The organism is Terriglobia bacterium (assembly GCA_036496425.1).
Taxonomy (GTDB): domain Bacteria; phylum Acidobacteriota; class Terriglobia; order 20CM-2-55-15; family 20CM-2-55-15; genus 20CM-2-55-15.
Genome location: DASXLG010000196.1, coordinates 1 through 10,257, shown reverse-complemented (window position 1 = coordinate 10,257; position 10,257 = coordinate 1). Strand labels below are relative to the sequence as shown.

Here is a 10,257-nt window from a genome sequence, read left to right as displayed (position 1 = left end):
CGATCAGACACGCTCTTTAACCCTCTCCGATATTCTCTGGCCCTATCGAGTTTAGGCGATCTTATGCGATCCGTATTGAAAGGATAAAGATCTACGGCTGCCGCCATTCTTTCGGTTTGTGGTCTTAGCCGTCGAAAAACTCCTGACAACCTGCTCCTCCAATGATTTCTTCTCCGCTGCGACGCGCTCGCGTCACATACCTCACCGAAAGCCCGGCTTCGGACGGCACTACAAACGGAGCTGACCCCAGAGCCGGCGCCTACAGGCGCGGGAGACGATTGAGCGGATTCTGTTGGCCGGCCGGGAAGCGGATCTCCCGCTCCTCGAAAAAGGTCAGACCCTGCTGCCGATCCTGCCGCAGTGGATCATGCGCGTCGATTGCGGTGAGAATTAGTCGTTTATACCGGCACATTTGAATTAGCTAAAGATGTTAGCTAATATGGTGCTGATGAAAGTCACAATTCATGCGGCAAAGACAAATCTGTCCCAGCTGATCGAACGGGCGCATCACGGCGAAGAGATCGTGATTGCACGCGGCGATGTTCCGGTAGCGCGGCTGGTTCCAATCGTGAATCAGCAACCGAAAAGACAGCCAGGTACGTTGCGAGGTGTGGTTAAGATTCCAAATTCGTTCTTTGAACCTCTTCCGGCCGAGATTCTGGATCGCTTCAGTGGCCGTAAATCGTGAAACTGTTGCTCGATACGCACGCGCTCCTCTGGTGGGCGACCTCAAATGCCCGTCTGCCGCGAAAGGTACACACCGCGATCGGCGATTCGACCAACAGAATCTATGTGAGCGCCGCAACTGCGTGGGAAATTGCGATCAAAGTAGATCTCGGTAAGCTGGAGTGGCCAAGCGCCGCCGGAACTGTTAACGCTTACGTTCTGGACCAACAATTCACTCCGCTGCCGATTTCTCTGATTCATGCCGAACTCGCTGGTCAACTTCGGATGAATCATCGAGATCCTTTCGATCGAATGCTCATCGTTCAAGCGCAATCCGAGGATCTTTTGCTTGCAAGTAATGAAGAACGGTTCGACTCGGCCGGCGTCCGGCGATACTGGTAGGCCCTAAGGCTGGCTCAGCTTCTTGACTCATCAAGACCGAAAATGGAAATTGCGGTAAGATTTACGGGCTTTGACCGGCCAGGCCCCAGCCCTATCGATCCGACGCGCCGTCTCCCGCGACATCCCTGAGTTCATCGACCTCCTGCGGATGGTTTCGGACCGGACCTATCCGCTTGAAACCGTCCGAACGACGCTTTCGGATCTCAGGCCCGGGGAGTACTACGCCTGGGTCGCGGTTGCCGGCAGCGATCTCGTCGGCGTCACGATGCTCCAGCCGTGCGTATTAGAAGTGTCCGGAAACCGATGTGCCGCAGGATATTGGACTAATTTATGCGTCCGGCCCGACTATCGGCGGACAACCCTGTATCCCCGGTTGCTCTTTGCCATGATGGCCGGCGCGGCGGAACTGGGCATGGATGTGGTCTACGGCGCAATCAGGCGTCCCGACGTGCTGGCTGGACATCTGGCCCTGGGCATGGAAAATGTCGGTGAAATGCCGGTGCTGGTCAAGCCGATTCGGCCGACGCGCCTGGTTTCCAAATACAAAGGGTTCGGAAGTCTTGCAGCGCAGTTGGGCAACCTCCCGGACTATTTTTATTCGAAATACCGCCTGATCAGGCGTTCGTCTTCAAGCTCTCCATATTCGATTAAAGACAGCCGGGCGGTGGGATGCGATCCCGATATTTACATGCCGGCTTTGAGGGCAGCATTCTCCTCCCAGGTGCAGCAGCCGCTGACAGCGGAATCCTTCGGCAAGCGGTATCACGCCAACCCCGATGGAGATGAGTACCGAATCTTATCCGTTCAGCGCTCCGGCAGCACCCAGGCCGCTATCGTCTACCGGTCTGCTGTACGCGGTCCGGAGATTCGGTCTTTCGTCATTATGGAAATGGGGCATCAGCTTTCGCAGGAGGACGCCTTGCGCTTTGGCCTTCTGGAATTGGAAAAGAGGGCCGCGGAATCCGACTGTGACGTAATTCTGTGTCTTTCCAGTAGTCTTGGCATGCAGGCGGCGCTCAGGAACGCCGGGTATTTCAAATCGAATGAGAAGTACGTACTCATCAAGAAACTCACCGGACGAAAGCCCGCTTGTGTCCTCCCTGCTAAAATTGGCGACTGGCATTTCACCTTTGCCGATCATGATGCGTTCTAGGGGTCCCAAGGCCCGGAGGGCCATGAGACTCTAGCCACGCCCGTAAGGGCGTGGAATGTGATAGGAAAGTGATGGAGCCACGGAGTGGCGAAAGATTGTCCACCGAATCTTTCGCCACTCCGTGGCTTGCACTGTTGCGAAAATCTACCCACGGCTAACACCGTGGGCTAGGCTCTACCGGCCCTCCGGGCCTGAGATTTCGTTACGATGAAGCGAGACGAAGCCATAAATGCCGTCCTGAAGTCCCTGCGGTCGGCCTGCTCCATGAAAGGTATTGCGGAGAAACCGCCCTTTCAAGAATCGACTGTAGTCATCGGCCAGGAGTCCGCCGTGCTGGATTCACTCGGGACCGTCATGTTTCTGGTTCAGCTTGAGGAAGCATTAAATGCGGCGCTCGGCTCCGAGACACTTCTTGTTCAGCGTTTGATGGCCCAGGATCTTCAAGTCGAGACCGTGGGTTCACTGGCGGATCGTGTGTTGCAGGTTCTTGGAGACAGCCAGTGAGTTCCGCGAAGACGCGCTGCCTGATACTTTCCGATTTCAATATTCAGCCTCTGGCGGATTTTCTCAACCGCGATGACAACGAGCCGGCCTGCGAGGCCGTTGTTGGCCCGTTCGGGCAAGTCGCACCGCCGCTGCTTCAAATTTCGGAAGGCAAAACGAGTCCCGACTGCGATTGCCTGATTGTCTGGGCGCGTCCCGAGGCCGTAATTGGGGCGTACGATACTCTGCTGAAACGCGGAGCCGTTTCCGCGGAGTCTCTGAGTGCAGAAGTGGAAGCATTCGCCACAGCGTTGATTAGCGCCGCACGCCGGGTAAAACACCTTTTCTTCATGTCCTGGACTCAGCCTCATTTCCGCCGGGATTTCGGAGTGTGGAACATGCCGGCGGACGGCGCGACCTTGTCATTAATGCGGATGAATGTCGCGCTCAGCGACCGCCTGGCGCCGCAGACAAATATTTTTGTTCTTAACGCCGGTTCATGGATCTCTGCAGCCGGAGCGAAAGCCTGGAATCGGAAGCTTTGGTTTCTGGCGAAAGTACCGTTCAGCCCGGAGGTGTTCGAGGCTGCTGCAGGGACTCTGAAGTCGGCGCTGCACAGTCTTCAAGGCCGCAGCCGGAAGCTTCTGATTCTGGATCTCGACGAGACTCTGTGGGGCGGGATCGTGGGGGAGGTCGGCTGGGAAGGCATTCGTTTGGGCGGCCACGATGCGATCGGTGAGGCGTACGGGGATTTTCAGCAGGCCGTAAAAGCCCTCAGTCATACCGGAGTGGTGCTGGCGATCGCAAGCAAGAACGACGAATCCGTCGCGCTCGAAGCCATCGATAAGCACCCCGAAATGATTCTCCGGCGCGTCGACTTCGCCGCCTGGCGTATCAATTGGTCGGACAAAGCGCAGAATATCGTCGAAATCGCAAATGAATTGAATCTGGACTTGTCTTCCGTTGTCTACGTCGATGATTCGGCGGCGGAACGGAGTCGCATCCGCTCCGCGCTGCCCGCGGTCAGCGTTCCCGAATGGCCTCAGGATGTATTCCTTTACACCGAGTCCCTGGCGAAATTGTCCTGCTTCGATAAAGCATCCATTACCAGCGAAGACCTGCAGCGAGGCCGGATGTACGTCATTGATCGCGAAAGAAGTGAAACCAGGAACGCGTTTCAATCCATGGCAGACTGGCTGGAGTCGCTCCAGATGAAGGTATGTGTAGAGACACTCTCGCGGTCCAATGCCGCAAGAGCAGCCCAGCTCTTTAACAAGACCAATCAGATGAATCTGTCGACGCGGCGGATGAGCGAAGCAGAACTGCTCGATTGGTCTACCCGGCCGGGAAACGATCTCCTGGTTTTCCGGGTGTCCGACAAGTTTGGGGACTATGGTTTAACAGGAATGATTGGGCTTCAGGTGAATCGAACCCATGCTCTGATTACGGATTACCTGTTAAGCTGCCGGGTCATGGGGCGGGGAGTCGAAGAGTTGATGCTGGCCGCCGCAATCGATAGCGCGCGGTCTCGCGAGATGGCTGAAATCCACGCCCAATACCTCCAGACATCCAAGAATGCGCCCTGCCTGGCATTCTTCAAGAACAGTTCGCGATTTCGCTGTGACGGCAGTCACCTGTTTACCTGGCGCACCTCCGACGACTATCCGTTCCCGCATCACATCCTGGTGAAACGGTGAAACGGTGAAGCATTGCGCCAGCATCGATCTCGAGGATTGGTACTCGGACGTCGAGCACGTCACTCCGGCCGATCCGGCGGCATTCGCCAGCGCCTTCAACCGCCAGCTCGAGTGTATCGAGTCGATTTTCGACAAGGCCAATGTCCGCTGCACCTTCTTCACTCTGGGACGTACGGCGGAGCGTTACCCCGAATGGATCAAGCGCCTGCACGCGGCTGGTCATGAGATTGCGTCGCATGGTTATGGGCACGACCTGCTGTCGGACCTGAATCCGTCTTCGTTCCGCGACGACATCCGGCGTTCGCTTGATGTGATATCCGCCATCATCGGCGTTCGTCCGAAGGGGTATCGGGCACCATATTTCAGCCTCGGCCAGGGACAGAGCTGGGCATACGAGGTGATGCTGGAAGAGGGCATGCTTTACTCATCCAGTGTGTTCCCGTTTCCAGGTCGGCATTACGGAATCGGGGATCATTCGATCGTGCCGGTAACAGTGGCGAGGCCGGGCGGAACGCTGGTCGAGATGCCTCTCTCCGTTGTAAAGCTTGCAGGCCGGCGATTACCTGTTGCTGGCGGAGGGTTCTGGCGGGCAATGCCGAGGGCTTCGATCGCCATTGCCGCTGGAATGATCGCGCGGGAAAACCGGCCGCTGGTGCTGTACCTGCATCCGCACGAATTTGATCCGCAACCGCTGCATTCCCACAAGGGCCTGGCGCGCAACGTTTACGTCAACCTCGGGCGTCAATCGATCGCTTCGAAGCTGAGCGATATGCTCAAACGCTTCCCGTTCGCGCCGATGTGTGCCGTCGTCGATGAATTGTCGCAGCGCGGCAGCATCTGAAGGGCGCCCATGAAAGTGATGCTTCTCATCCCGCACATTTCCGACGGCGGCGCCGAAAAGATCCTGTCCGACCTGTCGTTCAACCTTGAAATGGGGGAAATAGTGCTGGTCGTCTTTGAGAAGAGGCCCGGCTATCCGTTTCAAGGCCGCCTTCTCTCGATGGATCTGCCTATTGAGAAGAATTCGATGATAGGGCGGGCGCTCGGATTCGTTCGTAGAACCGTCAGGTTCAAACGGCTGCTGAGAAAAGAGCAGCCGGACTGCGTGATCAGCTTCATGGGAGAAGCGAATTTCATAAACGCGCTTGTCGCTCCGCGGCCGATACTGACGGTGCACAACCACCTTTCATCGAGTTCATACTTGCGCGGCAAAATGGAGGCGAGGATCTTTGATGTTCTCCTGAAGACGCTTTACACACGGGCGGCCATCATTGCGGTTTCCGACACGATCAAAGCAGACCTGGTCACGTATTTTGGCATTCCCGAGGACCGCATTGCCGTTATCGTCACTTCCGTCGACGGCGAGCAAATCCGGAGCAGAGCTGCGGAGGAAGTGGATTGTCCATGGGACAGAACCGCGCCCGTCATCATTACGGTGGGGCGGTTGCATCCCCTGAAAGGGCAGTGGCATCTGCTGCGCGCCTTTGCCGAGGTTCGCAAGACGATGAACTGCCGGCTGGCCATCCTGGGGACGGGCGAACTGGAAGAGTATCTGCGGAGGCTTGCAAGGGAACTGGGCATCGAAAAAGACGTCTCTTTTTTGGGATGGCAGGAGAACCCATTCAAGTTTCTGGCCAGAGCCGATTTATTCGTGCTCTCTTCGGTGACTGAAGGTCTCTCGCTGGTGCTTATGGAGGCCATGGCCTGCAGGCTTCCGGTCATCTCAACCAGATGCCTTGGTCCGGCTGAAATCCTGGCGCCGCGAGGCGCTGCGGAGTTTGGGATGCTGACGCCGGCAGTGGACGAGAGAATGTACAGCGGCGCCGATCCGCTTACCCCCGAAGAAGCAGCGATGGCGGATGCGATGCTCCAGATGCTGAGCAATCCGGAACTGCGGCAGAGATACATCGCAGCGGGACTGGAGAGGTTGAAAGATTTTGATCGTGCCGTGTTCCTTGAGAAATACCGGCAGGTGATACGGTCGGTGGGGAAGGAGCCACAAGAAGCACAAGAGGCTCAAGAGAAGTCGCGTTTTTCTTGAGCCTCCTGTGCTTCTTGTGGCTCCTTCCCCATTCCCAGATATTTGCGGTAGGTCAAATCGACAGTCTCCGCCGATTTTCCGATGTCGAACTCCATGACGCGGCTTTTCCCGCTCTGCCCCATTTTGTGCCGAAGGTCGTGATCACCAATCAGTTTTAAAACCGACGCCGCCATCCCGTCGACGTCGTGCGGCTCATGGAGGAAACCATTCTCGGAATTCACGATGGCCTCTCTGGCTCCATCGACGTTCGTAGCAACGATCGGCAGTTCGCAGGCCATCGCCTCGGAGAAAACGCACGGCAATCCTTCCCAGAGCGAGGTGAGGGCGACGATGTCGAGATTCCGGTACAGTTCGGGCATTTCGCTTTCAGACTGCCAGCCAAGCAGCGTTACCCTGTCGCCGATACCGTGCCTGAGGATGCGTTCCTCAACAGATGGACGGAGCTCTCCATCTCCCGCCATGATGAAATGAGCAGCCTGCGTCTTATGGAGAACACGAGCGGCAACTTCAATGAAATCTTCCGGGGCTTTTTGCGCTTTAAAACACGCGATCATGCCGACAACCACTTTGTCGCCGGGGATGCCCCAGCCTGAAAGCTTTTGCCGGACCGGAGCCGGCTTCATGAATTCTTCGACCGAGATGGCGTCGCGCGTCAGAACCCATGCCCCCTTCTTCGCCATGCCGACCTGTTCCGCGGTTCTGGCGTTTGCGTACGAAACCATGAACAGCGTCGTTGTTATTTTTGCCGTCAGGCGCTCCAGGCCAATGTAAAAGCTTCGCTCCAACGGGGACTGCGTATCGTTGAATCCGAAACCGTGCGACGTATGGAAAATGTATGGAACGCCGGCCAGTTTCGCCGCCCAGCGGGCGATGATGCCGACCTTTGCGGTGTGCGTGTGAACGATTTGAGGACGCTCACGCCTAAAGAGGCTCCACAGTTCGATAAAAGCCTGAAGGTCTTTGAGTGGGCGCAACTCCCGCACAATCGAATTGATCCAGACTCGTTTCAAGCCGGGAATTCGATTGGCCCAGTCGACCAGCAGGCCATCGGGCGACGTAACGAGGGTGAGATCGTAGCGCTCGCAGGGGAGGCGCTCCAGCGTCATCAGCGTCACTTTTTGCGCTCCGCCGAGATCGAGCTTCGTAATGATATGAAATACCTTCGTTCGCATATTCAAAACCAACGCGAGCGCGGGCCTGCGCCGGTTGCAGCGCCGGTTCGCGATTTCAAACGATCCGGTATCCGGCCGAGAAGCCATATGGCATCACCCTGAATCAGATACCAGAACATGCGCCGGAGCCGGCTGAAATTCCGGATCAGCATGCCCGCCAAAGATCGTACCGGGAAGGCGGTATAACGCGCCCGGATTTCGTCGCTCTCCTTCTTGGAGGTATTGAACAGCACTTCGGTTTTCTGCGCGGAATGCAGGCGGCAACACGATACAAAATGCCGAACGTGCGAAAACTTTGCCTTTTTCGAAGCAAATTTAGCGAATAGATCGGTATCGAATGCGCATTGGTAGGAAGCATCCATGCCTCCCGCTTCGCGGTAGAGCCGGCTCTTCCAGAAGGTTGAGGGCTGCTGCATGTCGGCGCCGCCATAGAAATAGGCCACTCGGGAGAATGGCGTCTGCCGGCGCTCGGCCACAACGCGGTTTTCCTGGTCGGTCCAGTAGGTGTTGCCGTACACGACATCGGCTCCAGTCGCTTCGATTCCTTCGACTAGATGGTGGATTGCCCCCGGCAGAAAAACATCGTCGGAGTTCAGATAAGCCAGGATCTGCCCGGTCGCCCGCTCAAAACCCCGGCGAATGGCATCCGCGGCACCGCCGTCCTTGTGACTTGTCCAATGGCTGAGATGGCTTGCGTATTTCTTGATGATATCCACGCTGGAGTCCTTCGACCCGCCGTCCATGATGATGTACTCGAGATTCGAATAGCCCTGAAGGAGGACGGAGCGGATCGTCTCTTCGAGAAAGATACCCTGATTGAACGATGGAGTTACGATGGTGACGCGGGGCCATGCTTCGGGATCGCGGTTGCTCTTCGCGGGAAGGGTCTCTTCGGACCATGGCCAGCCTCTCTTTCCGTGAACCGGTGGTAAATCGGCAAGTTGCGGGCAGCGCATGAGTCAGTATCTGGCCCTGTACCAATCAATTGTCCGGCGGAGCCCGGCTTCAAAATTCGTTTGCGCACGGAAGCTGAAGCGTTTTTCGGCGCGTGTGACGTCGAGTGCTCTCCGCGGTTGCCCGTCGGGCTGGCTCTCGTCCCAGACAATTTTGCCGTTAAAGCCGCAGAGGCTGGCGATCAGCGCCGCCAGATCTCGAATGCTGATTTCCGTCCCGGAGCCAAGATTGATGGGATCGCTTCCGTTATATCGTTCGGCCGCAAGAACGATTGCCTCCGCGGCATCTTCGACGTACAGAAACTCGCGGGTCGGCGTCCCGGTTCCCCATAAGATGATTTCCCGTGCCGCCTCCCGCACCGCCGTCACACACTTCCGAATCATGGCGGGGATCACATGTGAGGTATTCAGATCGAAGTTATCGCCGGGGCCGTAGAGGTTCACCGGCAACAGGTAAATCGCATTAAATCCATACTGGCTGCGGTAAGCGTCGGCCTGTACCAGAAGCATTTTCTTGGCGAGGCCATAGGGTGCGTTGGTCTCTTCCGGATAGCCGTTCCACAGATCGTCCTCCTTGAAGGGAATCGGCGTGAATTTCGGATAAGCGCATATCGTTCCGAGCGCGACGAATTTCTCAACACCATATTGGCGGGCGAACTCCATGACCTGAGCGCCCATGATGACATTTTCATAGAAGAACCTGCCGGGGGTGGCCCGGTTTGCGCCAATGCCGCCAACCCGTGCCGCCATGTGAATAACCAGGTTCGGCCGGAAGTCTTCATAGAGCCGGATCACGTTTGCTTCTTTTACGAGGTCATATTGGGCGCTTGCCGGCGCGAACACCGACGCCGGCTGTTTTGCGTTCAGCCGTGCCACAACGTGCGTGCCGAGGAATCCGGTGCCGCCGGTGACCAGAACCCGCTTGTCTTGCCAGAAGCTCATGGGCGGTATTTGACTTTCTCACGCTGGAAGTCGGAGTCGACCATCATCCGGACGAGATCCTTAAAGCGAACTCTGGGTTCCCACTTCAGGATGCGCCTGGCTTTCTGCGCATCGCCCAGCAGTAAATCCACTTCGGTTGGCCGGTAGTAACGGGGATCGATCTCGACATACTTTTTCCAGTCCAGATCGAAATATCCGAACGCCTCGTCCAGCAATTCACTGACAGTGTGCGTTTCGCCTGTTGCGATGACGAAATCGTCGGGTTTTTCCTGCTGCAGCATCAGCCAGATCGCCTCGACGTAGTCGCCGGCGAATCCCCAATCCCGGCGCGCATTCAGGTTGCCGAGAAAGAGCTTGTCCTGGACGCCCAGCTTTATCCGCGCCACTGCCTTCGTGATTTTCCGGCTTACAAATGTTTCGCCGCGCCGGGGCGATTCGTGATTGAAAAGGATTCCGTTACAGGCAAAAAGAGTGTAGCCCTCCCGGTAATTTACCGTCATCCAGTGGGCATAGACTTTTGCCGCCGCGTATGGGCTGCGAGGTTCGAATGGTGTCGCCTCATGTTGAGGGGCGGGCGCATTGCCGAACATCTCGCTGCTCGATGCGTTATAAAAGCGCGTCATGACGCCGCTCTCGCGAATCGCTTCAAGAATGCGCACCGCGCCGAGCCCGGTGATTTCTCCGGTGTACTCCGGTATATCGAAGCTCACGCGGACATGGCTTTGGGCTCCCAGGTGATAGATTTCCG

At 56.8% G+C, this 10,257-nt stretch carries 12 protein-coding genes; 7 read left to right on the top strand and 5 right to left on the bottom strand.

Going from position 1 to position 10,257, the window contains the following annotated elements:
* Window positions 1–259: 259 nt before the first annotated feature.
* Window positions 260–412, bottom strand: a complete 153-nt coding sequence (locus VGK48_13870) for a hypothetical protein (GenBank protein HEY2382261.1) — start codon at window positions 410–412, stop codon at window positions 260–262.
* Between the two features lie 36 nt (window positions 413–448).
* Between VGK48_13870 and VGK48_13865 the strand changes: the two genes are divergently transcribed.
* The 7 genes from VGK48_13865 (at window position 449) to VGK48_13835 (ending at window position 6,442) form a co-directional block, all read left to right on the top strand.
* A complete protein-coding gene (locus tag VGK48_13865) occupies window positions 449–688 on the top strand; it encodes a type II toxin-antitoxin system prevent-host-death family antitoxin (protein HEY2382260.1) in 240 nt (79 codons plus the stop codon).
* Entirely contained in the window at window positions 685–1,068 is a 384-nt protein-coding gene (locus tag VGK48_13860) for a type II toxin-antitoxin system VapC family toxin (GenBank protein HEY2382259.1), read from the top strand. Before VGK48_13865 ends, VGK48_13860 begins: the two co-directional genes overlap by 4 nt.
* 70 nt (window positions 1,069–1,138) lie before the next feature.
* Window positions 1,139–2,221, top strand: coding sequence for a GNAT family N-acetyltransferase (locus tag VGK48_13855; protein ID HEY2382258.1), 1,083 nt, complete (start codon window positions 1,139–1,141; stop codon window positions 2,219–2,221).
* Between the two features lie 207 nt (window positions 2,222–2,428).
* Complete coding sequence (locus VGK48_13850) at window positions 2,429–2,725, top strand: hypothetical protein (protein ID HEY2382257.1); 297 nt, start codon at window positions 2,429–2,431, stop codon at window positions 2,723–2,725.
* Window positions 2,722–4,401 carry an HAD-IIIC family phosphatase gene (locus VGK48_13845; protein ID HEY2382256.1) on the top strand — a complete coding sequence of 560 codons (1,680 nt, stop codon included), beginning with the start codon at window positions 2,722–2,724 and terminating at the stop codon, window positions 4,399–4,401. Before VGK48_13850 ends, VGK48_13845 begins: the two co-directional genes overlap by 4 nt.
* A 4-nt stretch (window positions 4,402–4,405) precedes the next feature.
* Window positions 4,406–5,242 (top strand): DUF3473 domain-containing protein, encoded by an 837-nt coding sequence (locus tag VGK48_13840; protein ID HEY2382255.1) that lies wholly within the window; start codon window positions 4,406–4,408, stop codon window positions 5,240–5,242.
* Window positions 5,243–5,251: 9 nt separating this feature from the next.
* Complete coding sequence (locus VGK48_13835; GenBank protein HEY2382254.1) at window positions 5,252–6,442, top strand: glycosyltransferase; 1,191 nt, start codon at window positions 5,252–5,254, stop codon at window positions 6,440–6,442.
* On the opposite strand, the gene VGK48_13830 is transcribed toward VGK48_13835, so the two are convergent.
* The 4 genes from VGK48_13830 to VGK48_13815 form a co-directional block, all read right to left on the bottom strand.
* Complete coding sequence (locus tag VGK48_13830) at window positions 6,418–7,701, bottom strand: glycosyltransferase family 4 protein (GenBank protein ID HEY2382253.1); 1,284 nt, start codon at window positions 7,699–7,701, stop codon at window positions 6,418–6,420. The genes VGK48_13835 and VGK48_13830 overlap by 25 nt on opposite strands.
* Window positions 7,617–8,570: a glycosyltransferase family 2 protein gene (locus VGK48_13825; GenBank protein ID HEY2382252.1), complete on the bottom strand. Its 954-nt coding sequence runs from the start codon at window positions 8,568–8,570 to the stop codon at window positions 7,617–7,619. The genes VGK48_13830 and VGK48_13825 overlap by 85 nt, the downstream gene beginning before the upstream one ends.
* Before the next feature lie 3 nt (window positions 8,571–8,573).
* Window positions 8,574–9,509: a GDP-L-fucose synthase gene (locus VGK48_13820; protein ID HEY2382251.1), complete on the bottom strand. Its 936-nt coding sequence runs from the start codon at window positions 9,507–9,509 to the stop codon at window positions 8,574–8,576.
* On the bottom strand, window positions 9,506–10,257 hold a 752-nt coding region (locus VGK48_13815; protein HEY2382250.1), incomplete at its 5' end, for a GDP-mannose 4,6-dehydratase. The genes VGK48_13820 and VGK48_13815, both read right to left, overlap by 4 nt.

What these genes read in the sequence shown, in the direction of transcription:
- VGK48_13870 (HEY2382261.1), bottom strand. Translation starts at nt 412, where the DNA reads ATGTGCCGGTATAAACGACTAATTCTCACCGCAATCGACGCGCATGAT.
- VGK48_13865 (HEY2382260.1), top strand. Translation starts at nt 449, where the DNA reads ATGAAAGTCACAATTCATGCGGCAAAGACAAATCTGTCCCAGCTGATC.
- VGK48_13850 (HEY2382257.1), top strand. Translation starts at nt 2,429, where the DNA reads ATGAAGCGAGACGAAGCCATAAATGCCGTCCTGAAGTCCCTGCGGTCG.
- VGK48_13835 (HEY2382254.1), top strand. Translation starts at nt 5,252, where the DNA reads ATGAAAGTGATGCTTCTCATCCCGCACATTTCCGACGGCGGCGCCGAA.
- VGK48_13830 (HEY2382253.1), bottom strand. Translation starts at nt 7,701, where the DNA reads ATGGCTTCTCGGCCGGATACCGGATCGTTTGAAATCGCGAACCGGCGC.
- VGK48_13825 (HEY2382252.1), bottom strand. Translation starts at nt 8,570, where the DNA reads ATGCGCTGCCCGCAACTTGCCGATTTACCACCGGTTCACGGAAAGAGA.
- VGK48_13820 (HEY2382251.1), bottom strand. Translation starts at nt 9,509, where the DNA reads ATGAGCTTCTGGCAAGACAAGCGGGTTCTGGTCACCGGCGGCACCGGA.